A 22,450-nucleotide genomic window follows, 5' to 3' on the forward strand; every position below is an offset into this window, starting at 1 on the left:
TGAAAACAGAACACTTGGAGAAGGTGCTGATTGCCGGATTATCCGTATCGCTCAAAAACTAGACACTCATGCGTTCGCCCTGACCCCGGAGCGTCCCTGAGCGCCACGTCGGGTGAGACCCCTAGCAAGGCCCCCATGGGGCCTTGCCTCCATAAGTTTACATCTTCTTCTCCAGTCATCATGTCTTGTTCTTCCCATCCCTAGCAGACTTCATCCGCAACGCACCAGGATAGAAATATCTTGTCCCGAGAACCGCTGGGAAGTGCCCAGATCACTGATGACGATTCTGTATTGTTCCATCTCGCAGGCAGACATTGGATGAGATGAACTGGATCCGATCATGGATGTCGCCATATACTGTATTTATATACAGCCAACGAGTGCCACCCATGTTCCTACGACCCACTGAGGCTCCTCCCGTTCTCGGGTTACCCCTCTTTGCATCCCCTGCATCCTGCGGCTTTCCGAGCCCAGCTCAGGACTATGTTGAGGCCACGCTGGATCTGAACCAGTTGTGCATCAGCCGACCTGCGGCCACCTACTTCGTGCGGGCAGCCGGTGACAGCATGAAGGATGCAGGCATTCTGGATGGCGATCTGCTGGTTGTGGATCGCTCTGTGACTGCACGTCATGGCGATACAGTGATCGCCTGTGTTGATGGTGAGTTCACCGTGAAGATATTGCAGCTCACGCCGAATATCGCCCTGCAGCCAGCCAACGCCAACTACCAACCCATCCTGTTCCAGGCCGAACAGTCATTAGAGATTTTTGGCGTGGTGACCTTCGTCATCCACAAGCAGTGCCAGCACTAAGATGACCACCGCCATAGCCCTGGTTGATGTGAACAACTTCTACGCCAGTTGTGAGCGCTTGTTCCGGCCTGACTTGGTGGGCCGTCCGATTGTTGTGCTATCCAATAACGATGGCTGCGTGGTAGCCCGCTCTGCCGAAGCCAAGAAAATGGGCATCAAGATGGCTGGTCCCTATTTCAAGATCCAGCGGGAGTTTGAACGCGCTGGCGGAGTCTGCTTCTCCAGCAACTATGCGCTCTATGCCGATATGTCCCAGCGCGTGATGTCCACGTTGGAGAGCATGGTTCCTGCGATTGAGGTCTACTCGATTGATGAGGCGTTTATTGAGCTCGGCTCACTCTGGGCCGGTAACTTTGTTGATTTTGGGCACCAAATCCGGGCCACCATCCAGCGGTATACGGGTCTTACCGTCGGCGTTGGTATTGGCCCAACCAAGACCCTGGCCAAACTGGCGAACTACGCCGCAAAAAAGTGGCCGGCCACAGGAGGTGTTGTCGATATTCGCGACGAGGGACGCCGAGCACGGCTGATGGCTATCACCCCAATCGATGAGGTTTGGGGTATTGGACGCGCCCTGAATAAGCGGCTGCAGGCTGAAGGCGTGGTAACCGTGGCAGATCTGATTGCTGTGCATCCCAAACAGATCCGCCAACGTTACGGTGTGGTCGTAGAGCGCGTGGTCCAGGAGCTGCACGGCATCCCCTGCTCGGAGCTAACGATAGACACCCCGGCCAAGCAGCAAATCGTCAGCAGTCGCTCGTTCGGCGAACGAATTACAGAGCAAGCCAGCATGCATCAAGCGTTGTCGGCCTTTATGGAGCGAGCCGCCGAGAAGCTACGCCACGAGAAGATGCGCTGCCAGCATTTGAGCATCTTCTTTCGCACCAGCCCCTTTAGCGAAGGCGAGCCTTACTATGGCAATCAGATTTCGGCCAAGCTACTGCGGCCAACTGACGATACTCGCGAGCTTCTGCATCATGTAACCCAATTGCTGCCCCACATCTGGCGTGACGGATTCCGCTATCAAAAAGGCGGCGTCATTCTCGGTTCGTTCACGCCGCGGGACCACTACCAGGCAGATCTGTTCGACAATCCTGGCTCACCCGACCGCCGGCTAATGGCGGTGATCGATGCCATCAACCAGAGCGACCTGGGCCATATAGGCTTTGCCTCGAAAGGTGTGGATGCCTCGGAGTGGATGATGAAACGCGACCACTTGAGCCCGCGCTACACCACTTCATGGGATGAGCTACCGGTCGCAAGGTAGTTTACGAGTGTTCCTGAGAGGACGCTGTTTCCACTACTGATCTATCCTGCCCACCGGCCTCTGTTTCCAGTGACTCACTGATGGCCAATTTCCCAGATATGACTTGTTGCGACGCCGCCGCCAACGCGGCAGCTTCTTCCGTAGCAAACCCCAAGTCAGAAAAAACGTTCCCAGTGGCAAGGGTAATGTGCTGAGTTTTAGAGTCCTTGTTCATCTTTTGCCTCCAAATCGTCACCGAGAAGGATTCAATCTATGGATTTTGATGCCGCTTTACCAGAGACGAGAATCACCATTACCCAGCGTCTGAAAGAGATTCGACAATCATCCAAAATGGTTAATTCAGATGTAGATCATTAATGGCAATTCAGGATTGTGAACATATCTGGATTTCATTTGACACCAACATTTGTAGATCATTAATGGCAATTCAGGATTGTGAACATATCTGGCTTTCATTTGACTCCAACATTACATGATATGTTACAACAGCAATCATGAGCATGATTCCAATGATCTGCTGAGCCATGTTGAGTTTTAGGCCATTCATCGAGAACGGCTGGGACGTGTCTAGGCTATTTTGGGCGATTCAATTCTGTAATTTTGATATTTATTCTCTCCAACTGAGCAGGACCTGATGAAACTGAATACCTTACGCCTATCGAACTTTCAGGCTTTTGGTGCTGAGCCCACCGAAATTCGGTTGGAGGAGATTACTTACCTCATCGGCCCTAACGGCTCAGGCAAGACAGCAGCACTCCAAGCCCTGTGCCGTCTGTTTGCCTTTGATCCATCACTGCGCCGAATCTTGCGCTCGGACTTTCATGTCCCATTCAACGAGGCGGCACCGCCTGCTGAGCGTCAGCTATGGATCGAAGCCGACTTCCTGTTCCCGGAACTTGGCGACGACGAAGACAACAGCACGGTAGCGCCTCATTTCGGCCACATGCGTCTTGACGAAATCGATGGCACACCGCGCGTGCGATTCCGCCTCACCGCCACCATGGGCTTGGATGGGGACATTGAAGAAAGCATAATCTATGTGCTGGACATCGATGCAGATGGCTCGCCACTAACCACTGCTCAAGTCCCCCGATCTGAACGCAACCATATCCACGTTCACTACCTGCCTGCACGCCGTGATCCCGCAGATCACATTGCCTATGGAGCTAATGCCCTGCTGGGACGCATGCTGCGTGCGGTGAACTGGGATGCAGAGCGAACTGTCATCAAGGACCTGACCGACCAAATCAGCGACAGCTTGGCGGCCAATCCGCCAATAAATGCGTTTAGCACCAGTTTGAAATCGGTATGGAGTGCTTTGCACAAGGGAAGCTTCTTTGCCGACCCCAAGCTCACATTTGTCGCGTCTGAGATCGAGGCATTGTTACGGCACATGTCGGTTTCATTCACGCCGGGTCATGACAAGCAGCTGGTCGATTTCTCGCGACTGAGCGACGGTCAAAAGTCGATGTTGTACCTGTCCCTCGTGCTGTCTTCACAAGCCATTGGTCGCGCGGTCCTAGCTGAAGAAGACGATTCTTTCGATGCAGATAAGTTACGCCCGCCCGTGTTTACGGTGGTGGCGGTAGAAGAGCCAGAAAACAGCCTCTCGCCGCACTACCTTGGACGGATCGTCAATGCGCTCAACGCGATGACCAGCGGTGATGACGCACAAGCACTGATTGCGACCCACGCGCCGTCGATGCTGCGGCGTGTCGCTCCAGAACGTATTCGCTATCTGCGGCTGACCCAGGCGAGAATAACGCGCGTCACTCATATCCAGCTGCCAGATGCAGCTGATGAGGCTCACAAGTTTGTGCGCGAGGCAGTGCAAGCCTTTCCAGAAGTCTATTTCTCGCGGCTTGTCATTCTTGGAGAAGGCGATAGCGAAGAAATAGTGTTGCCACGTCTACTGCAGGCCAAAGGGGCGCCCGTTGACGAGTCCGCCGTCACGATTGCCCCGCTTGGGGGCAGGCACGTCAATCACTTCTGGCGCCTGCTGTCGGCTTTGCAGATCCCATATCTGACACTCCTTGATCTGGATGTTGATCGGTATGCTGCAGGCTGGGGGCGAATAAAGGTCGTCAACGACCAACTGGCAAAGTTTGAACCAGCGAATGTGCTTCCTGAAGACTGGGTCCTGCCGAAATGGAACACCACGGTAGCCCCAGTTCGAACACATTACTGTTTTGGAGCCGAGAATAAGAGTGTGTTCCGCGAATTGGAAAGTCGCGGAGTATACTTTTCTGAACCCTTGGACCTCGACTTCGCGATGTTGCTTGCCTTTCCAGAAGCCTATGGCGTCGAAAGGGAAGAGCCGGATGAAGCAACGATCAAGACAGTCCTCGGGAAAAAGCACCACGACGCAAACCAGTACAGAAAAGACGAACAAAAGCTATTCAACACCTACCATCAGCGCTTCAAGCTTGGTAGCAAACCCGCAGCCCATATCGATGCACTGGCTCAGCTGACAAATGAAGAGTTGCTGGCTGACATGCCAGCATCGCTGAGCAGATTGGCTGATGCCGTCATCGCCAAACTCGCGGAGTTGCCTGAGTGATTGCGGTCGATGCCTGGAAGCCTGCCGATGGGCTGACTCTTGAACCAAATGCATTGCTGGCAGCCAAGGAGCGTGTGCGCAGTCTCGCACTGACAGCAGGCCCAGGAGCGGGCAAGACCGAAATGCTTGCGCAGCGGGCAGACTTCCTGCTACGCACTGGGACTTGTCGTTATCCCAAACGGATTTTGGCCATTTCGTTCAAGGTTGATGCCAGTAGTAACCTGAAAGATCGAGTAAAGCGACGCTGTGGTTCCGAGTTTGCCTCGCGGTTTGACAGCTATACCTTTCACGCTTTTGCCAAGCGCATCATTGATCGTTTCCGTCCTGTGCTGACGGGCGTGTATGCGCTGGATGTTGGGTACAAAATCGCAGATCGAAAGCCGGGCCCATCACGGACCTTGATCGAGTTTTCCGATCTGGTGCCATTTGCGATCCAGATTCTGCGACAATCTGCAGTCGCGAGGAACGCCACTCAACTCTCTTGCTCCTCGGGGTACTCTGCTTGAGGAATTGATACCCAGCCATCGCGGGTAATGCCCGCCCCAATGCGGATATTCTGGCTTTCAGTTGCCGCCCAGTGCCCACCCCGGTGCAATACAGCACGAACCACCGACTTCCGCGGGTGATCCTCATCGGCCTTGGCAGAACTACAAATGGCATTCCAAGTATGCTTATCCGGCATACTATCCAACCGCGAACCAACCAGTTGATCCAGAACTTCAGTCGAAACATTGTGCCGCCCACCGTGATGAGGCACCTGGAAATACCGAATGCCTGGCAATGCGAGTCCCGCGAAAGGCGCGTAGTCAATCACTTCTTGCAGCGCTTCACGCCCGGCATCGCCGGTAAGCATGACACGATGACCGTTCAGGACAGCCGACTGCACCACACTCATTTCATTCTCACGACTGGTCGGCTCCGGCGGAAAATACTCCTCGCCCCACAGGGACTTGATATAGGCTGTCGCGGCCTTCACTGCCCGGGATATGCTGCTCAGCACGCTATCTAAGGCACTTTCCTCAACGGCTTCCGGAGTCTTCGCGGAGTCCACAATCAGGTCAAAGTAGCGTCCTAGGGTTGGTGCCATCACCATGAAGGGGCCGATGCTCTGCCCCTGAAGAGGGGCATGGATTGGAATTCCCTTCTCTACCGCAATATCCTCAAGAATTGCCGTAGCATCATAGATGGAGCGCAACTTCCGTCTCAGTGCCTCAACTGATTCGTAGGTCTCGAATCGATCAATTAACTGATCTGCATAGATCCACGGCCTGTTGATCCAAAGATTTTTGACTGTGCATTGCTCTAGGACTTTTCGCAGCCCATTGGCGTGATCGCGATCGGGGTGTGTGAGGATTACATGGTCGATGACTGTTGTTCCATAGTACGTCTTCAGGTGCTCGACGATCTGATCTCCCGTATCCAGATACCCACCGTCAACGACGTGCACGCCCTCAGTGCCATTCACCGAATAGCGCAGCGTGATCGCATCCCCGCTTTTCGCTGATTCGACGCCAAGAAAATCGATCTCGAAATAGTCAGTCATACATCCCTCTCGTTCTATGCCAATAAAGTACAGACGGCTTTACCTCTACCAGCGATCCACCGCACACCTGAGTCCCGTCGGAGTCCATACCAAAGACACGGCGGGAAGACCGCCAGCATCCTCGGCGATGCCTCGCAATGTATTTCGGTCTATGCCCGAATGTGCGCCGCCTTTCGGATGGCTGTGCCAAGTACCGATGAAGGCGAGATACCCCAAAGAGGTTTCATTCGCCATGCGCAAATTTTGAACAAGCCCATTGGTTCCGAGAACGAAGCGGGCCGCTTCTCGAACGCTGTCAGGCGGCGCATCCACGATGCCAGCAATGATGATGGTTCGATTCTCAAACGAGACGCGACCGACCAAGGCTCCGCCTGTTTCCAGAGCGCCCCAGCGCAGCGCATCAGCATAGATCGCTTGCACGACAGGGTGCAGAACCCGAATGTTCCAGCCACCATCGTCCGCTACGTCGAGCACAGTTGTCGGGCCGAGGCTGGCGCTGGTCCATGCCATGCCGAGGCCTTCGGCATCCGAGACCCCGGCGCAAAGCGTCGCCTCCTTCGGGAGCCCGCCAACGAGCCAGCGTTCCAGTTGCAGGCCAGCCAATGAAGCAGAACGCGAAACAACGGCATCTGACATTGGCATCGTCAGTGAACGGCAGTTGTCGCCCACAAAAATACGTGTCGGCTCAGACGTATCGCCGGCAATCGACGCCCGCAGTTCCGGTACAAACCGACAGCACTCGAACAATAATGCCGTAAGGTCGTCAACCCGGCCGGCGCGACCAGGCCCTTCGAGCAAAACCGCGACACAGCGCCCCTGTCCATACATGACGATCCGTGCCAACCGCGCAAGGGATTGGTTCAGCGCCGTTGATTGTGTTTCTGCGGCCAACACCTGAAGTGAGGCCGTCGCATCCACGATGAGGGCCGCATCTTGCGGAACAGTTGCAGCAAACTGCGCAGCATCGACCAAGAGAGTCACTGCGTCGATGTCGAACGCTCGCGATTGAAGATGCGACAGCAACTCGAAGGCCGTCTTCATCAGCGCCGACTTCCGAGGTGGGACCAGCACCGATGCCCGCTCGATGAGTGCATGTCGGGCCGCGTTGTGAGGCGACATGGACTCGTTATCGACGAAGGTCATTGAGCCGAAACCCGCTCGCCCCAGTTGCATCGCGATTTTCGATCCCACGCTTCCGCAGCCGAGCATGACTAGCGGCTGCGATGTAGCCACTGATGGAATGCCGGACGTTCTCGCCAGCAGTTCGGGAGACAACGCATGTGCGTGAAAAGCTGGGTGAACCGTGGCGTTTCGCTCCAGGAGCGATTGAGCGTTGAGTTCATAGCGCACCACGTAGGGCAATACCTCGATACTTCTCCCTGGTGAGCCCACAAGCGACACTGGTCTTTGAACAGTCAGAATCACAATCGCATACAAGCCATGCGTCCAGCCACGCGAGTCTTGCTGCATATCCAGAATCGAACGTCCGTAGTAGCCGCCCAAGCCTTGAGCCAAAGCGTCACGATCGACGCCGAGTTCCGCGGCTCGATCAAGCAGAGTCTTAAGATCGACAACCGTCTCGGGTTGATAGTGTCCGACTACATGCGGGTGGCCGTCGATCATTGGAGCCCGCGCAATGAAGGCGGTGGTATGGCCATTTCCCCATTTACCCAGCTTGTCGTTGTGAACCTCCTGATAGAACACAGGATCGACTTGAGCAGTCAGTTCGGCATTGACAATGGCGTATAGCTTGCCATCAATCGTCACGTAGCCTGCGGGAACCATCAAAATCGTTCCGTCAGCGGGAGCGGCGGCCGCGACCTTCTCGGCACTGAATACAAGGGTCGAAGGACAACTGTCTCGACGCGTCGGCTCCCATCCCTGTTCGAGGTCCAGCAATGTCCCAGCTGCGGCCTTGTGCAGCCAAACGATCAGCTGATCGACAATGGCGTCCAGACCAAACCGATGCAACAACTCGTCCAACGATCCCTCGAACAGGCAAGGCGAGACCAATTCGCCTTCGCGATGGGGGTTAATGTGCGGCAAGTTGAGTGGGAAGTCCGCGCGCAAGAAAGGATTGGGGGCGGACAGGGGCCAGTCACTGCCGAATACCAGAACGCATGTTTCGACCGAGCGCACGCCGGTCTCGGATACGCCATTGCGCCGAGACCTGCTCGGCAGTTCAACAGCAACATCGATTTCAATCTGCGTCGATTCACCACTTTCCCTTGGCTCGCCAACGCGGATAAGGCCTCGATGCCGCTGAAGTTGATGCAGAACGTCCGCGATGGTGCCCGTCATGATGCCCCGTGCGGCATGGGAGTGCGCGCAGAGGTGATCACGGCGGCGGCCTTCGATCCGGACTCCTTCTTCGAGGGAGGCTGCACACCTTGAGCGGTGACGGTGAAAACGAGGGGCTCCACAGATTTTTCGCTTGGGTACTCGCCCGTGCAGTAGAACTCGCCTTTTGCTTCGTCCACGATTGCTACGTACTCACGCTTCGCGCGGATGCAGGGCGGATCGTTGTCGTCGTCTGCAATCGGCTTGCAACTAGCGACGATGATCGCACCATCACGGGTTTGCGAAAGCGCCTTGCGGGCGTCGGCATCGAGTTTGGCCTTTTCGCCATAGTCGGACCAACTGTCATATGACAGCGAATGCCAGGAACAGTGATGCGGTGCCTGCATGATGTCGTACTCAAGCACATCGGCTTCGGCTTTGTGGCGCTGCCACTGGCGGTTCCAGATGAATGCCTCTGCATCGCCACCAGTAAGAAATTTCGCGCCATCCGGCGTCTGTGCGTCAGCAGCCAATGTGATGTTCAGGATCACGCTGGACTGGTTCTTGACCAGGCACTCTTCCTCTTCTTCTTCGTCTTGGGCATCCAAGGGTGCCAGAAGAAACGCAGAGAAGAATGCAGAACTCTTGCCGTTGATCGTCGAGAAGCACGTGTCCACCTTCCGCACAATCGAAGTGAGATCATCGGTTTTTCCGTCGATGTCCTCGCCCATGATCTGAATGCGGTCGCCGTTCCCAACGGCGAAATTCTTGTCGCGGTTCAGTTGTACGCGCCGACGCGCCTCCGTGTTGAATGCCTTGGCGTCGTCGCTCAAAGTGTGCGTCTTGCTGGCGCGCCGAAACACGATCGGGGACGACCACATCTCGCGGATCACGATCTTCTTGTCCTTGTCGTCTTTCTTGTCATCCGGATACTTGTCCAGCGGCCCAAGGTGGAAATGCCGCGTCAGGCCTCGGCAATGGTCTTGGTCCGGGTGGCTCAGCAGGAACGCATCGACATACGGCCTGCCGTTCTCATCCTTCTTCAGTCGATCACGTAGATCCTTGGCGACATCGCGCGCCTCCCCGTCTGGGTCGTCGGCGTCTTGCCGGATGTTTACGTCGATCAGCAGGGTCGTTGCGTCAAGATCGCCGAACTTGATAAGGGTCATGTCCCCGTTGTCGACGGGGAAAAAGGTGATGGTTGTAGGCACTTGGGGTCTCCGGGTAGACGACCGAAGGATGATCGCGTATAGTTAATGTACGACTATTTTTTATATCCGTCTACTTTTTAGGCGCAACTGATGCAAGAGCAACCTATCACTGCCGCTGATCCTGCTGAGCCCAAAGGGCTAAGTTGGGGATTGGAAAGCAGACTTCAATTCATCGATTTCCGTTTACGCTGGGAGCGGCGAATCAATCGAATGGATCTCACTGAGCACTTCGGCATATCTGTTCCCCAGGCGTCACTGGACATTGCCAAGTACACGGAGTTGGCACCGAACAACCTGACTTACGACCGCAGTTCCAAGACCTACACGGCAGCACCGAATTTTCACCCGCTTTACCAACGTAGTTCGGCGCAACGCTATCTAGCGGAGCTACTGGCCACAAAGATGGGAATTGTGGAGCCGACGGCCAGTTTTATCGGCTCAGCGCCGGAGACAGATTGGGCGCCGTCCCCCTGGCGCACGATCAATGAGCAGACCGTCGAAGCAGTGGTGCGGGCAATTCGGCAGCAGGAAGCCATTTGGGTGAGCTACCAGTCCATGACGTCCATGGACGAATCGGTTCGTCTGCTGTCTCCCCACGCCCTTGGTAATGACGGTTTTCGCTGGCACATGCGTGCGTTTTGCCACAAGCGCCAGCGCTTCAGTGATTTCGTCCTCGCCCGAATTCTGCGCATCGACGGCTTCGAAGCGAGCCAAGTGGACACCAGCCAGGATTCGCACTGGCAAACCGTTTTGACGCTGGTGCTCGCACCGCACCCCGATTTGCCCGCTGCCAAGAAACGAGTCCTGGAGTTGGACTATGGAATGGAAGACGGACAGGTCAAACTTCCATGCCGCCAAGCGTTCTTGTACTACACGCTGAGGCGTTTGGGCTTGCATACCAAGGAAGCACCCGACCCTCTCGCGCAGCAGATCACTTTGAAGAACCGCGATGAAATTCAACCCTATATTGATGCCTTGTCGGCCCAAAGCTAAGCACCTATGACGAATATTTTTGAACTAGTCAAAGACCCGTATGAGCGCAAGGTGCGCGTAATCCCAGGACTTCTTGTAGCGTTACCGCTGCTCGTTCCTTTGTTGTGCGTCTACGGCGCAAAGCACCCGGTACTTACAGGCGTGATCGGCTTGCTTGGTGGCTGCGGTGCCATTTATGCGCTTGCGAGCGTAGCTCGCGGGCGCGGGAAGAAGCTTGAAGAGATCCTGGTTGCGAAGTGGGGCGGTATGCCGACAACCATCGCGTTACGCCATCGCGACAAGTTTCTCGATGGTGTCAGCAAGCAGCGCTACCACACGGCGATCACGGCCAAGCTGGGCATCGCCATGCCAACAGCAGAAGAAGAATCAGCAAGCCCTGACAAAGCAGACGACATCTACGTCGGCGCCACCAAGCGGCTTCGCGAACTCACTCGGTCCAACAAGCAGCTCTTGCTGAAAGAGAACATCGCCTATGGATTTCACCGCAATATGCTGGCGATGAAGTCTGTCGGCATCGTGTCGTGCCTCTTGGGCATCATCTACGGATTACTAATTGCAAAGGTTCTGCAGGTAGTACCTCCCCATTTTGACCCGGTGCACCTTGCCGAGCCGGGGCTTGCCTCAGGCTTGACACTGCTGATTTCGCTGGCATTACTTGCTGCTTGGCTGCTGTATTTCGATCAGGGGGCGGTCAGACGGATGGGATTCGTCTATGCGGAACGCCTGTTTGAGTGCTTGCCGTCTTTGTCTTCTTCGGCCCCGCGGAAAAGAGCCTCAAAACCGACTACGGACTGAGACTGAATGCTCTTTGCAAATAGGCGCGCAACTCCGCAGGAATGCTTGCCTATCGGCTGACTTCCCGACAGGGGATGGTCACACCTCTTAGCTGGTAGCCGCGTGATTGCGATGCAGGTCCGAAACTACAGCGATCAACCTGTTGATCGGTTCGGCTAGGCGCTTCGGCAATACGCGATGCTGCGTATGAGTCTTTAGGTCTGCGATCCAACGATGCGCAACCCACACGTCTTCTTCGGGATGGTTGTTGTCGACGCCGTTGCAATACTTGTAGCCAACAAGCGCATCCGTGTGCGACAGCAGGATGCGCGACTGTTCGCTCTTGCCATTGACCAGGGCAACGGCGACCGTACCCTCCGAGTATTCCAGCTTTTTGGCGAGCAGGTTCATCCAGCGCACCAACTTGTTCAGGGTCTCATCGTTCACAAGGATTACCTGCGGACCAAGCTGACCAGCTTGGAGCACAAAGTCTTCGCGGTGCTGCTCCTCGATAACCAGCATCGCCTGATCGAATACGCCGAGATGTTCCGGGGCACCATCGACAGTGCTTCGGTGTATCCGCGCGAAATGGTCAAGGAAGCGCTGGCGCTGATGGATGTGCGCACGCTGAGTCATGTCATTGTTGCTGGAAGAGACGCCGTGTCCTTTGTGGAACGAGGTCTGATTTGATGTGGATGCTACCAATCGATTTTGTAAACTTACAACTCCGATTTTATGTCGATGCGAGGCCTTGTCACTCTATGTCAGCTTATGGTTTATTTTTATGTCAACTTATGGGTAAAAATCGTTTTGTAACCAATTGATTTTATTAGTTCAGCTATGTCAACTTATGGTTATAACGACAATTCGATTGAATCCAACTCCCTCATCTTATTGTTTTCCCCGATGTTTCCTCGTTCACGTCACAAACACCACAATAGACTTCTATTTACGGCAACATCTTCGTTGAAATTCGCTACCGATTGTCAACGTGAAGACTCCCTGGCCGTCAAAGCATGGGCAGATAGATTACCGGGATCGACGCCTCACAGAGATAGCAGCCAAAAACTCTCACCGCTGCAAAAAGCCAGCAGGGATGTGCTAAGTGGCGCCTCTGGAGTCACTTCGTATTGGGAGTCGGATTGGGAGTTCTGGCAAGACAACTCAGCCGTTCATAAACAACTGCGCCGGGCGGCCAGCGTGGTGCCGACCGACGCGGCTATGATGGCGGCGATACCCAGTAGCTGGCTCGGCGGCAAGCTCTCCCTCAGGAAGATCATGCCGACCAGGGCGCCGACGGCAGGCTCGCAACTGGTCAAGGTGCCAAAGCTCTGGGGCGGCAGGCGGCGCAGCGCATACATCTCCAGCGTGTAGGGGATGGCGCTGGAGAGCACCGCCACCGCAACGGCCACCGCCAGGATCGCCGGGTTGAGCAAACCACTGCTGGCCTGTGCCCAGCCAAACGGCAACACCACCAGGGCCCCGATGGCCATACCGAACGCCGGCGTACTGGCACCCAGGGCCCGTCCGGCGCGTCGGCCGGTGATGATATACAAGCCCCAGCACACCCCGGCACCCAGCGATAACAGGGCACCGAGCGGATCGATCGCCTGCCCGGCCCCGCGCAGCGGCAGCACCAGCAAGAGGCCACACACCGCCAGCCCGAGCCAGATGAAGTCCCCCCGTCGCCGTGAACCCAAGAGCGCGACGGTCAAGGGGCCAATAAATTCGATGGCCAGCGCTATGCCCAAGGGCACCCGCTCGATGGCCATGTAGAACAGCAGGTTCATCAGACTCAATGACAGGGCATAGGGGATGACAGCCTGCCACTGGGCCCGGTCCGGGCGGATCCGCCAGACCCGAAACGCCAGCGCCAGCATCAGCGCGGCGATCCCCAACCGCAGCACAGTCGTACCCGCAGGGCCAATCAGCGGAAATAGCGACTTGGCCAGTGAGGCCCCCAGCGTGATGGAGAACATGGCCCCGATCGCGGCAGCCAGTGGAGCAAAGGTTTGTAACGAGGAAGAAGAAGCAAAGGGCAGTTTTAACATCAGCAGTACAACGTGAAAGATCCAATGACCGACGAAATATAACGATAACGGGGGAAAATATCTGTTTTTATTCCCCGACCTCCCCCAACGTTAACCCGCCTCGATAAACCGGATGCTGCGCCTATTCACAGCGCAGCAGCTCCTTGTCCAGCGCCTCGGCGAGCTTGATAATGCCGGGCCGGATCGCCTCCGTGCGAATGGCATGAAAACCCAGCCGAAAGAAGTGCTGGGGTGCATCGGCCTCCAGGAAGTTGCGCACCCCGGGCTCGATCAGCACGCTGGCATGGGCCGCACGCCAGGCCAGCTTCTGGGTGTTGATGGTGGGTGGCGCCTCGACCCAGAAGGCGCTGGCGCGGTTGGCATTGTGCCGACAACGGGGCAAATACTTGTCCAGTGCTTCCCCCAGCAGGCTCCAGCGGTAGGTGGAGTGCTCGCGATAACGGCGCAAGAAGGTGTCGTAGTGGCCCTGGGCCAGAAAGTAGGCCATCTGATACTGGATATTGGCGGGCGGATGACGATACAGCAGTCGACGCAGCGCCCGTAACTCATCGATGAGCTCTGCTGGCCCCACCATGTAGCCGAGGCGCAGGCCGGGAGCCAGCGCCTTGGAGAGACTACCGACATAGATGACGCGGCCGTTTTTATCGTGGGCCTTCAGCGCCGGTTTGGGGTACGCCTCTATGTTGGTATCCGAGTCATAGTCATCCTCGATGATGATCTGGTTGTGCTCCAGCGCCTGCTGCAGCAAGGCCTGACGCCGGGCGTTACTCATGTGCACCCCGGTCGGTGCCTGGTGGCTGGGCGTGACATAGAAAAATTGGCAGCGGGTCGAATCTGCATCCAGGACTATCCCCTCCTCATCCACCGGATGGGGACTAACCTGGCAGCCCTGCAGGGCAAAGGTGTTGATCGCTTCGCGAAAGCAGGGATTCTCGACGCCGATGCGCGTCTGCTCGTCCATCAGCAGTTGCGCCAGCATGCTGAGCGCATTCTGCGAGCCCAGGGTGATCAGTATCTCCTCATCCCGCGCCGTTATGCCCCGTTTGGGCAGTACCCGGGTGCGCAATTGCTCGACCAGCATGGGGCAATCCTGATCTACCTGATCCAGCAACCAGTCATGATCGCGCACGCTGCCCATCACCTTGCGCGCCGCATCGCGCCACTGCTCCATCGGAAACAGGGACGTATCCGGCTGACCGTAGATAAAGGGGTGTTCGTAACGCATCCACTGAGCGGGTTTGGTGACCACCACCAGATCCGTTGGGCGAACCTTGAATAAATCGCCCCAAAGTGGTGCATTTTGCACATTACAGCTCACCAAGGAAACCGGTGGCTCTGGCGTACCCGGCTGTGGCAGGTAACGGGGGTCGATGAAGTAGCCAATCCGCGGCCGGCTGACCAGATAGCCATCATCACACAAGCGCTCGTAGACCAGCGCCACGGTATTGCGCGAGATGCTCAACTGCTCCGACAGGCTGCGGCACGAGGGCATGGGCTCGTCGGGCAGGAAACGTCCGGCCAGAATCATGCTCACCAGCCCTTCGCGCAGCTGCTCTTGCAGGCCGCGATCGGCAGAAAAATCGATCAGGACACACTGTTCAATCACATTCGATCTCCACTTCTGATCCGGCTGGCCACCCAAGCCGAAGCCTGTGTGGTCGTTATTTCTAGCCCGCCATCGGGTGGTCCGGGCCTGATGCCTAAAGACACAGCAAGTGCCATGCCGCTGTGCTGGCATTTCCCAGATCCCGCCGCCCCATCTGTCCCGCGCCTCCAAAAAATCTGGCTCTATCGCGCCGGGGTCGTTGCCGTTAGAAGTTAAAAGGAGGGCGAGAATCATCGTTTTCACGGCAACAGCCCACCATTGGCATGCCAATTGCGGTATTCGGAATACGACTTATCAGTGAGGTGAGAAAATGAAAATTGCAGCAAAGGGAATGACCCAGGTTCTGGCCGGTTTGGCCCTGACTCTGGCACTGACAGCGCAGGCCGCGGATTTGGCCGAGATCCAGGCGCGAGGTGCGCTGAAGGTCGCCACCGAAGATGACTATGCGCCGTTCAACTTCATCACCGACGGTCAGCCGGACGGCTTCCACAAGGACATCATGGCCGAGCTGAAAACCTACGCCACCACCTTCAAGATTGACCAGAGCATACTGCCGTGGACCGGCTTGCTGGCCTCGGTTTCCGCCGGTCAGTATGACGTCGCCATCACCGGGGCCCTGGTCACCGACGAGCGGCTGAACGTGTTCAACTTTGTCGCTCCAGTCGCCTCGGCCCAGCACTACTACGTCAAGCGCAAGGGCGATGACCGCATCAAGTCGGTGGCCGATCTCAGTGGCAAGGTGGTCGGCGTACAAGCCGGGAGCGCCCTGCTGGCCCGTCTGCCCGAGCTCAAGGTGATGCTGGAGGCCAAGGGCGGCAAACTCGGTGAAGTGGTCGAGTACCAATCCTATCCGGAAGCCTATGCCGATCTGGCCAACGGCCGTCTGGACTATGTCATCAACGCCGTCATCTCGGTCAATGATCTGGTCAAGACCCGGGGTGACGTGTTCGAGAAGGGAGAAGCCGTCTCCGGCGGTGGCTTCGTCGCCTGGCCGGTACCGAAGAACAGCCCGCAACTGCTGGAATTCCTCAACGGGTTTGTCAAACACCTCAAGGCCAGCGGCAAACTGCGTGAACTGCAGTTGAAATGGTTCGGTGAACCCTTCGACGGTCTGCCCGATGGCGCCATCACCACGGTGGAGCAGTTCCACACCCTGGCTGATCTGAAATAAATCCTCCGGGCATCCTGACTCAGGGTGCCCGCTGTTTCCTTGCGCGGCGAACGTCACTGACTGATACCGCCACCCTTTACTCCTCTTTTTCCAAGCCGTCGGAGGTGTTCCATGGATCTCAAAGCGTGGCTGTTATTGCTGGAAGGGGCCTGGACGACCGTCTGGATTTCCGGCATCGCCATCGCCATCGGCATATCAGCGGGACTGCTGATCGCCATCATACGCCGTCAGGCGATCCCGGTGATTGATCAGCTGCTGGCACTCTACATCAGCCTGGCTCGCGCCACCCCGCTGGTCACCCTGGTGCTGTTTCTGTTCCTCTCCTTGCCGGCCGTTGGCATCAACCTGGACAAACATGTCGCCGCCATCTTGGCGCTGACCCTGAATACCGCCGCCTTCAATGCCGAGATCTGGCGTTCGGCGCTCAACAACTTCTCGCGGGATCAGCATGAGGCGGCCCAGGCCATCGGCATGACGGACTGGGTGTTCTTCCGCCGCATCATGCTGCCGCAACTGGTCACCGTCAGCCTGCCCGCGCTGGTGAACGAGATGTCGTTCCTGATCAAGGGCAGCCCGGCCATCGCCATCATAGGCCTGGTCGATCTCACCCGGGTCACCAACCGTATCGCATCCGTGACCTATGACCCCCTCTACCCGATCCTGGGTGCAGGTCTTATCTACATGCTGATGATCGGCGTGCTCGTCAAGGCCCAGAGCCTGGCCGAGCGTCATGCCCGCCGTCTGGCCGTATAAGCCATCTGGCCATAATATTAAGGAGAGCCCATGAACGAATGGTCCATCATCTGGCAATCCCGCGACACCTTCATCAGCGGATTCCTCAAGACGTTACAGCTATTTGGCATCTCGGCCCTGCTGGGTCTGCTGCTCGGCGTGGTGCTGCTCTACCTGCTCGAAGGCCAGTCCAACTGGCTGCGCAAAGGCCTGGGGGGCTTCATTAACGTCATGCGTACCGTGCCGTTTCTGATCCTGGCCTATCTCATCTACTACGGCCTACCCCAGGGTGGCTTGCGCCTGAGCGCCGATCTGGCCGGTCTGATTGCCCTGACGCTCTACCACGGCGCCTACTTCAGCGAGATCCTGCGGGGCCAGCGACTGGTGATCCCCAAGGGACTGGTCGAGGCGGCGCAGGCCCATGGCTTCCGCCACCATCTGGTATTCCTGCGCATCCTATTGCCCAACGTCTTCATGAGCAGCCTGCCCCTGCTGGGCAACCAGCTGATTGTTTGCCTCAAAGATACCGCCTTCCTGTGCATCATCACGGTGCGGGAAGTGACCGCCGCTGCCAACAGCGTGCAATCCACCTACTTCATACCGATGAAGGCCTTTCTGGTCGCCATCCTGCTGTACTGGATCATCAGCCTGGTGATCGAATATGGCATCCGCTACCTGACCCGATTTGGCAAGCAACGAGGATTCAGCCATGTCTGATGTACCCGCGATTACCGTAACCAAGGTCTCCAAGCAGTTTGATAACATAGAAGTGCTGCGGGACATCAACCTGACCGTCAACAAGGGCGAGGTGGTCAGCATCCTCGGCTCCTCGGGCTCCGGCAAATCGACCCTGCTGCGCTGCATGAACTGGCTGGAGCAGCCGGATCGGGGCACCATCCACATCGGCACCGAGCAGATCGGCATCAACGCCCAAACCCGGCAACCGATGAGCAACAAGCAGTTGGCCCGTGTCCGCGAGCGGGTTGGCATGGTGTTCCAGAGCTTCAACCTGTGGCCCCATCTGACGGTGCAGCAGAATGTCACCGAGGCGCTGCTCTACGTGAAAAAGCTGCCGCGTGACGAGGCCCAGCAGCTCGCGACCCAGCATCTGGAGAAGGTCGGCATGCTGGACAAGCAGCACAACTACCCCATCACCCTCTCCGGCGGCCAGAAGCAGCGGGTCGCCATCGCCCGCTCGCTGGCCATGAGCCCCGAGGTATTGCTGTTCGATGAGCCGACCTCGGCGCTGGATCCGGAGCGCGTCGGCGAGGTGCTGGCGGTGATGAAGCAGCTCTCCCAAGAGGGTTACACCATGGTGGTGGTGACCCACGAGATGGAGTTCGCCCGCGCCGTCTCCGATCAGGTGGTGTTTCTGGAAAAGGGCAAGCTCATCGAGCAGGCACCGCCGGAGGAGTTCTTCACCCGCCCCAAATCGGAACGGGTCCAGCAGTTTTTGCAGACAGTCCGGCAGTAATCTAGGCCGGCAGCGGCGGCCACAACCGCGGCCTGGCGCCGCGCGACGCTCCTTTGTGCGGTCATCCTGACCACGCACCGGCCAGGCGCCACCGCTGGGCCGACAGATGGCCTCGGCCAACTGCGCTTTAGCTATTGGTAGTAGGTTGGGCTGAGTTGAGCGAAGCCCAACGTTGACCGCATGATGGATGCAGCGGCATCGCGCCTATAGTGGCCGATAACGTCTGGTACGGTTCCGCCCTGGTCGGCAATTGTGATTTGCCAACCTGCCGTTGGCGGGGCGGCAAGGGGGCAAAAGGCCCTGCCCCCTTGACCCCTGGCCTTGGCGTGTGCCGACTGTCGGGAAAGCCCCGCGCTGCGGGAGTCTCTTCACCGGTCGGGAGCCACACGCCATCCATGGCGTGACGCTCCCTTTTGCGGTCATCCTGACCGCGCACCGCCTACGATCCCCCCGCCACACGGCCCGACAGACGGCTACAGGTTCGGGTGGGTTACTCCGTCATAACTGACGTCATATGAGGCAAATGTAGGAGCAAGCGAAGCTCGCGATGCTTTTCTCTTGCTCCTTCCCCTTTTTTCAAGGGGAAGGCCGGGATGGGGTTTGCTTGAGTTATCGCTCGTCAGGTAGGTTGGCCGCTGAGCGCAGCGATGCCCAACGTTCACCGCGTGGCATCTCGCCTCGCATCCTGTTCTATTGAATAAAAACTTGGTAAACCGCGAAATTCCCCATTCGAGCCCATTCCATCCAATAACCGGTTGCGGTAGCCTGCAATTAACAAAAGCGCAAGGTGCCTGTTGGCACTAACAGACCGCGCCGCCACCCCACCATCGGCTCTGTGACAGCCGTAAGTCAGGGGCGGTAGCCAGGGTGTTTACCGGCAGCAGAGTGGCGAGCCTGACCCGAATAAAGGCCATCGGCGAGATAGATGGTCAGGTGAGCCCGCAGGGAAATATCAACACAGGGATAAAGGAATAGCGCCTGTTATCTGGACGAACGTCAGAGTAATAGGCAGCATGGAGTTTCAGGATAGGCGGAATATTACCGCTTAATTTAATTGTTAGAAATCACTAGAGGCTTCAATTAACAATGAAAGAAATAATGAAGTCATTGAAAGACAATGCCATTTCAAGGTTGAAAAACCCTATCGTAGGTGCATTCGCATTATCTTGGACTATTCTTAATATTAATGGGCTCTCACTGTTTTTGCTTGGTGATACGCCCACAAAGATCGAGATAATAAAACACAAAAACTGGATGCTAACTGATGATTTTTTAATCCCACTTAGCATAGCAATCATCTACCTAATCGTCCTGCCATTACTAAACATGGTTTATGAGTTAATAAATGATGGTTTGATTAATTTTTATAGAAGCAAAAATAAAAATGATAGAGACAAAAAACTAGCAATTCAAAAGAAAGAAACTGTAATTGCTGAAATAGAATCTGACATTAGCTATCTGCAAAAGCTAAAAGATAAAGATATTGATCGGTGGCTTGAAGAAAAAAGAAAGCGAAATGAAGAATTCATTGCCCAAAAAGCACTCTATTCTAAGCTTGTTGGTGATTCATCTAACGACCAAAGAACCGCTCGAAATGAAATAGCAAAAACAAATAAAAACAACGATTAATTAGAGTCGCAGAAGTCAAAACTGGAAAAAAATCAACAAGAAAAAAAAGCAATTGTAGAACGCACAACCGACCAAATAGAGAAAACATTAAAAACATCGAAAACAATGGTGGCAATGAAAATATATCCTCATCTGACATTAATGACATTCGCAGAATATTAGACTCATTAAGGGCTGAGTTTTTAATATGGGATGATGATATCCCATTTTAGGCACATTAAATTTATAATAAATAGTTCAAGTCGTTCGCTTCGTTCACTGGGGCGTGTAAAAAAGCACGCACGTTCCATAACTAAAATATTAGTCAATTTAGGGGGTAAAGTGGCGGTAATTATTAAAGAAGCAATGCCAAATGACATTTACCATTTAATTGATTTAGGACCGTAGGGCGCAATAGCGCAGCGTACTGCGCCGGACAAATAATAATTAATAACCATAGCCAACCGTAAAAATTCACATGCTATTGACGGCTCTGTAAACCTGCAACACCTATTTATTACCGTTAGCTCGCGATAAAGAAATAACAATGACTTATTGGCAGAATAAATTATATTACTGCGATATGCCATGAACACTATTACCCTTGGCGCAATACGCTGCGCTATTCCGCCCTACTTGCTAAAATGATAAATCTATGAATATCGAACGTACCTTTTATTATTATGAAAGAACTAGAAAGCAACAAGCCAAAGTGCTGGCTTTGAATATGCTGCTTTTGCCGCTTATCCTTTGGTTTATTTTGATATTAACACCAAAAGAATATCCTGCTTATAACGAGCTTGTGCTTTATGTAAAATATATCATTGTGACTTCTGAACTTGTACTATTGTCGGTCGCCGTATGGTTCCTTACTCATCCAGCAAAATTTTATATCAAGCTTACAAATTCTGAGTTCAGCTCATTTCATCCTGCTTTTAGAGAATGGACATTCTCCGTTAATCCGAACGAAATTATTGAAATAGAGCACAGCACGGATATTGGAGCAAATTCCAGTCTAATTTCGGTCAGAATGAATGATGGTTCATTTGTTTTATTGAGCCCAAACTATCCATATAAACGAAATGAACTGTACGACGCATTGCGGGCGGTGAACCCAAATATAAGAACGCCAAAAAACACTTGGTCGTTTCCATATAAAACGTAAGGAAGATATTTAACAAAGTGGTCAAACTTCGTCTCGGATACGAACAACGTTCCCCACGCTGCAGCAGCCAATTAGTAAAGAGTCATAGATCATGCTTGAATTAGTTAAGATACATGGTGATGAATGGAAGCTGTCAGGACCGTAGGGGCGATTACGCTGCGCTAATCGTCCCTACTCGCTTGCCGCTTGATTAAATTGTTAGGTGAATTTTGAACATGGATGACAGAAATTACTCAGATCTATCTGAGCTTGTTGGGAAAAAAGTAATTCGCAGAAACATGGTTGTATTTGAGGATGACGAAGAATTCTCAGAAGTTGGGGTTATTATTCACGCTTGGGTAGATACCGAATTAAATGCTATTGATTGTTACGTGGCATTTTTTGGGGAATTTTGGCCTGAGCCGCATAAAAAACCGGAACAAATCCCGTATGTCTTAAAGTATTTTCTCTCTTCGCTGGATGAGGCTTAGTGGTTTTGTTGTGCTATTCACCTAACAAGCAGATTAATCATCGCTTCGCTGACTGGGCCGCGCATAAAGGCCGCACCCCATAACTAAAATATTAGCCATTACTACATCATCCAACTCTGGTTCTATATTCCAGTACGCTAAGAGCATATGAATAACACTCAGCATATCTATGATTCCCTATATCAATCCGCAATCGACCAAGGTTGGGCTTGTTGGGGTGGAGATGATCGCATTCACCAAGGACTTTCTCAATTAGAGCGCATTATATCACCAAGTTTTGTCCCAAAATCTGGCTATGTTCTTGAGCTTGGTTGTGGTGAAGGTCATTTATGTCGTTTGTTTTCTTCATGCGGTTATGACGTCACTGGTGTTGATATTTCTGCTGTTGCCATTTCATGGGCTAATGATAAAGAACAGCACCATCATAGTAACATTCGATATTTACAGGCTGATTTGGCCAAAGCAAATTTTGAGCTTAATACCAGCTTTGATCTGATCATTGATGGCAATTGTCCGCGAATTCAACTCTGAAGTGCGACACCCGCCTACGCAGCTCGGAGGTATTCCTCGAACACCTTGCCGGGCTGCCTAAATCCGAGACATTTTCGTGGGCGTAGATTCAACGCTCTTTGTGCCTGTTCTATCTCTTCGTTGGCCTTGTTGATCAAATCCAAAGTCGGATACTCGCTCCCCAACCCGCCGGGCGGGCTTAGTTGACGGCCTGCCGAATGGG

Annotated in this window: 22 protein-coding genes and 1 pseudogene; 15 read left to right on the plus strand and 8 right to left on the minus strand. The window is 54.6% G+C overall.

Features of this window, described 5'->3' with window-relative positions; translation table 11 throughout:
• Positions 1-389: 389 nt before the first annotated feature.
• Positions 390-812 carry a translesion error-prone DNA polymerase V autoproteolytic subunit gene (gene umuD / locus ACYVG7_RS07035; RefSeq protein WP_460882493.1) on the plus strand — a complete coding sequence of 141 codons (423 nt, stop codon included), beginning with the start codon at positions 390-392 and terminating at the stop codon, positions 810-812.
• 1 nt (position 813) lies between these two features.
• Positions 814-2,079: a translesion error-prone DNA polymerase V subunit UmuC gene (umuC, locus tag ACYVG7_RS07040; RefSeq protein WP_460882494.1), complete on the plus strand. Its 1,266-nt coding sequence runs from the start codon at positions 814-816 to the stop codon at positions 2,077-2,079.
• Between the two features lies 1 nt (position 2,080).
• Here the strand turns inward: umuC and ACYVG7_RS07045 are convergent, their stop codons facing one another.
• Positions 2,081-2,293, minus strand: coding sequence for a hypothetical protein (locus ACYVG7_RS07045; RefSeq protein ID WP_460882495.1), 213 nt, complete (start codon positions 2,291-2,293; stop codon positions 2,081-2,083).
• A gap of 420 nt (positions 2,294-2,713) precedes the next feature.
• On the opposite strand from ACYVG7_RS07045, the gene ACYVG7_RS07050 reads away from it, so the two are divergent.
• The gene (locus ACYVG7_RS07050; protein WP_460882496.1) at positions 2,714-4,639 is read left to right on the plus strand and encodes an ATP-dependent nuclease; all 1,926 of its coding nucleotides are present in this window, start codon (positions 2,714-2,716) and stop codon (positions 4,637-4,639) included.
• Entirely contained in the window at positions 4,636-5,145 is a 510-nt protein-coding gene (locus tag ACYVG7_RS07055) for a UvrD-helicase domain-containing protein (RefSeq protein WP_460882497.1), read from the plus strand. Before ACYVG7_RS07050 ends, ACYVG7_RS07055 begins: the two co-directional genes overlap by 4 nt.
• On the opposite strand, the gene ACYVG7_RS07060 is transcribed toward ACYVG7_RS07055, so the two are convergent.
• From ACYVG7_RS07060 to ACYVG7_RS07070, 3 genes are read right to left on the minus strand one after another with little or no spacing between them, the layout of a single operon-like run.
• On the minus strand, positions 5,112-6,182 hold the full coding sequence (locus ACYVG7_RS07060; protein WP_460882498.1) for a ComEC/Rec2 family competence protein: 1,071 nt from the start codon (positions 6,180-6,182) through the stop codon (positions 5,112-5,114). The genes ACYVG7_RS07055 and ACYVG7_RS07060 overlap by 34 nt on opposite strands.
• Positions 6,183-6,227: 45 nt before the next feature.
• Positions 6,228-8,483, minus strand: coding sequence for a Mov34/MPN/PAD-1 family protein (locus ACYVG7_RS07065; protein ID WP_460882499.1), 2,256 nt, complete (start codon positions 8,481-8,483; stop codon positions 6,228-6,230).
• Entirely contained in the window at positions 8,480-9,673 is a 1,194-nt protein-coding gene (locus ACYVG7_RS07070) for a ComEC/Rec2 family competence protein (protein WP_460882500.1), read from the minus strand. Before ACYVG7_RS07070 ends, ACYVG7_RS07065 begins: the two co-directional genes overlap by 4 nt.
• 90 nt (positions 9,674-9,763) lie before the next feature.
• Here ACYVG7_RS07070 and ACYVG7_RS07075 point away from each other — a divergent pair, with 90 nt between their 5' ends.
• Both ACYVG7_RS07075 and ACYVG7_RS07080 read left to right on the plus strand, forming a co-directional pair.
• The gene (locus ACYVG7_RS07075; RefSeq protein ID WP_460882501.1) at positions 9,764-10,666 is read left to right on the plus strand and encodes a WYL domain-containing transcriptional regulator; all 903 of its coding nucleotides are present in this window, start codon (positions 9,764-9,766) and stop codon (positions 10,664-10,666) included.
• A 6-nt stretch (positions 10,667-10,672) separates the two neighbouring features.
• Entirely contained in the window at positions 10,673-11,461 is a 789-nt protein-coding gene (locus tag ACYVG7_RS07080; RefSeq protein WP_460882502.1) for a hypothetical protein, read from the plus strand.
• 87 nt (positions 11,462-11,548) lie between these two features.
• On the opposite strand, the gene ACYVG7_RS07085 is transcribed toward ACYVG7_RS07080, so the two are convergent.
• The gene (locus tag ACYVG7_RS07085; RefSeq protein WP_460882503.1) at positions 11,549-11,887 is read right to left on the minus strand and encodes a hypothetical protein; all 339 of its coding nucleotides are present in this window, start codon (positions 11,885-11,887) and stop codon (positions 11,549-11,551) included.
• A 30-nt stretch (positions 11,888-11,917) separates the two neighbouring features.
• On the opposite strand from ACYVG7_RS07085, the gene ACYVG7_RS07090 reads away from it, so the two are divergent.
• Positions 11,918-12,130, plus strand: a complete 213-nt coding sequence (locus tag ACYVG7_RS07090; protein ID WP_460882504.1) for a JAB domain-containing protein — start codon at positions 11,918-11,920, stop codon at positions 12,128-12,130.
• Between the two features lie 482 nt (positions 12,131-12,612).
• Here ACYVG7_RS07090 and ACYVG7_RS07095 read toward each other — a convergent pair whose 3' ends face one another.
• Positions 12,613-13,491: an EamA family transporter gene (locus ACYVG7_RS07095; protein ID WP_460882505.1), complete on the minus strand. Its 879-nt coding sequence runs from the start codon at positions 13,489-13,491 to the stop codon at positions 12,613-12,615.
• 121 nt (positions 13,492-13,612) lie between these two features.
• Positions 13,613-15,097, minus strand: coding sequence for a MocR-like pyridoxine biosynthesis transcription factor PdxR (gene pdxR, locus ACYVG7_RS07100; RefSeq protein ID WP_460882506.1), 1,485 nt, complete (start codon positions 15,095-15,097; stop codon positions 13,613-13,615).
• Between the two features lie 310 nt (positions 15,098-15,407).
• On the opposite strand from pdxR, the gene ACYVG7_RS07105 reads away from it, so the two are divergent.
• The 8 genes from ACYVG7_RS07105 to ACYVG7_RS07140 all read left to right on the plus strand — a co-directional run bounded on the left by ACYVG7_RS07105 (position 15,408) and on the right by ACYVG7_RS07140 (position 22,248).
• A complete protein-coding gene (locus tag ACYVG7_RS07105; RefSeq protein ID WP_460882507.1) occupies positions 15,408-16,268 on the plus strand; it encodes a transporter substrate-binding domain-containing protein in 861 nt (286 codons plus the stop codon).
• 111 nt (positions 16,269-16,379) lie between these two features.
• A complete protein-coding gene (locus tag ACYVG7_RS07110; protein WP_460882508.1) occupies positions 16,380-17,021 on the plus strand; it encodes an amino acid ABC transporter permease in 642 nt (213 codons plus the stop codon).
• 30 nt (positions 17,022-17,051) lie between these two features.
• Positions 17,052-17,717 carry an amino acid ABC transporter permease gene (locus ACYVG7_RS07115; protein WP_460882509.1) on the plus strand — a complete coding sequence of 222 codons (666 nt, stop codon included), beginning with the start codon at positions 17,052-17,054 and terminating at the stop codon, positions 17,715-17,717.
• Positions 17,710-18,474, plus strand: a complete 765-nt coding sequence (locus ACYVG7_RS07120) for an amino acid ABC transporter ATP-binding protein (RefSeq protein ID WP_460882510.1) — start codon at positions 17,710-17,712, stop codon at positions 18,472-18,474. Before ACYVG7_RS07115 ends, ACYVG7_RS07120 begins: the two co-directional genes overlap by 8 nt.
• Before the next feature lie 1,098 nt (positions 18,475-19,572).
• A complete protein-coding gene (locus ACYVG7_RS07125; RefSeq protein ID WP_460882511.1) occupies positions 19,573-20,103 on the plus strand; it encodes a hypothetical protein in 531 nt (176 codons plus the stop codon).
• A 634-nt stretch (positions 20,104-20,737) separates the two neighbouring features.
• Complete coding sequence (locus ACYVG7_RS07130; protein ID WP_460882512.1) at positions 20,738-21,247, plus strand: hypothetical protein; 510 nt, start codon at positions 20,738-20,740, stop codon at positions 21,245-21,247.
• Positions 21,248-21,462: 215 nt separating this feature from the next.
• Positions 21,463-21,717, plus strand: coding sequence for a hypothetical protein (locus ACYVG7_RS07135; protein ID WP_460882513.1), 255 nt, complete (start codon positions 21,463-21,465; stop codon positions 21,715-21,717).
• A gap of 147 nt (positions 21,718-21,864) precedes the next feature.
• Positions 21,865-22,248 (plus strand): class I SAM-dependent methyltransferase, encoded by a 384-nt coding sequence (locus ACYVG7_RS07140; RefSeq protein ID WP_460882514.1) that lies wholly within the window; start codon positions 21,865-21,867, stop codon positions 22,246-22,248.
• 14 nt (positions 22,249-22,262) lie between these two features.
• Here the strand turns inward: ACYVG7_RS07140 and ACYVG7_RS07145 are convergent.
• Positions 22,263-22,450 (minus strand): annotated as a pseudogene (locus tag ACYVG7_RS07145) (hypothetical protein); the annotation flags it as partial.

This window comes from Pseudaeromonas pectinilytica, from assembly GCF_054780855.1.

Bases quoted from the DNA above. Each gene is read 5' to 3' on its own strand.
- umuD (WP_460882493.1), top strand. From the start codon at position 390: ATGTTCCTACGACCCACTGAGGCTCCTCCCGTTCTCGGGTTACCCCTC.
- umuC (WP_460882494.1), top strand. From the start codon at position 814: ATGACCACCGCCATAGCCCTGGTTGATGTGAACAACTTCTACGCCAGT.
- ACYVG7_RS07045 (WP_460882495.1), bottom strand. From the start codon at position 2,293: ATGAACAAGGACTCTAAAACTCAGCACATTACCCTTGCCACTGGGAAC.
- ACYVG7_RS07050 (WP_460882496.1), top strand. From the start codon at position 2,714: ATGAAACTGAATACCTTACGCCTATCGAACTTTCAGGCTTTTGGTGCT.
- ACYVG7_RS07060 (WP_460882498.1), bottom strand. From the start codon at position 6,182: ATGACTGACTATTTCGAGATCGATTTTCTTGGCGTCGAATCAGCGAAA.
- ACYVG7_RS07065 (WP_460882499.1), bottom strand. From the start codon at position 8,483: ATGACGGGCACCATCGCGGACGTTCTGCATCAACTTCAGCGGCATCGA.
- ACYVG7_RS07075 (WP_460882501.1), top strand. From the start codon at position 9,764: ATGCAAGAGCAACCTATCACTGCCGCTGATCCTGCTGAGCCCAAAGGG.
- ACYVG7_RS07080 (WP_460882502.1), top strand. From the start codon at position 10,673: ATGACGAATATTTTTGAACTAGTCAAAGACCCGTATGAGCGCAAGGTG.
- ACYVG7_RS07095 (WP_460882505.1), bottom strand. From the start codon at position 13,491: ATGTTAAAACTGCCCTTTGCTTCTTCTTCCTCGTTACAAACCTTTGCT.
- ACYVG7_RS07105 (WP_460882507.1), top strand. From the start codon at position 15,408: ATGAAAATTGCAGCAAAGGGAATGACCCAGGTTCTGGCCGGTTTGGCC.
- ACYVG7_RS07110 (WP_460882508.1), top strand. From the start codon at position 16,380: ATGGATCTCAAAGCGTGGCTGTTATTGCTGGAAGGGGCCTGGACGACC.
- ACYVG7_RS07115 (WP_460882509.1), top strand. From the start codon at position 17,052: ATGAACGAATGGTCCATCATCTGGCAATCCCGCGACACCTTCATCAGC.
- ACYVG7_RS07120 (WP_460882510.1), top strand. From the start codon at position 17,710: ATGTCTGATGTACCCGCGATTACCGTAACCAAGGTCTCCAAGCAGTTT.
- ACYVG7_RS07125 (WP_460882511.1), top strand. From the start codon at position 19,573: ATGAAGTCATTGAAAGACAATGCCATTTCAAGGTTGAAAAACCCTATC.
- ACYVG7_RS07130 (WP_460882512.1), top strand. From the start codon at position 20,738: ATGAATATCGAACGTACCTTTTATTATTATGAAAGAACTAGAAAGCAA.
- ACYVG7_RS07135 (WP_460882513.1), top strand. From the start codon at position 21,463: ATGGATGACAGAAATTACTCAGATCTATCTGAGCTTGTTGGGAAAAAA.
- ACYVG7_RS07140 (WP_460882514.1), top strand. From the start codon at position 21,865: ATGAATAACACTCAGCATATCTATGATTCCCTATATCAATCCGCAATC.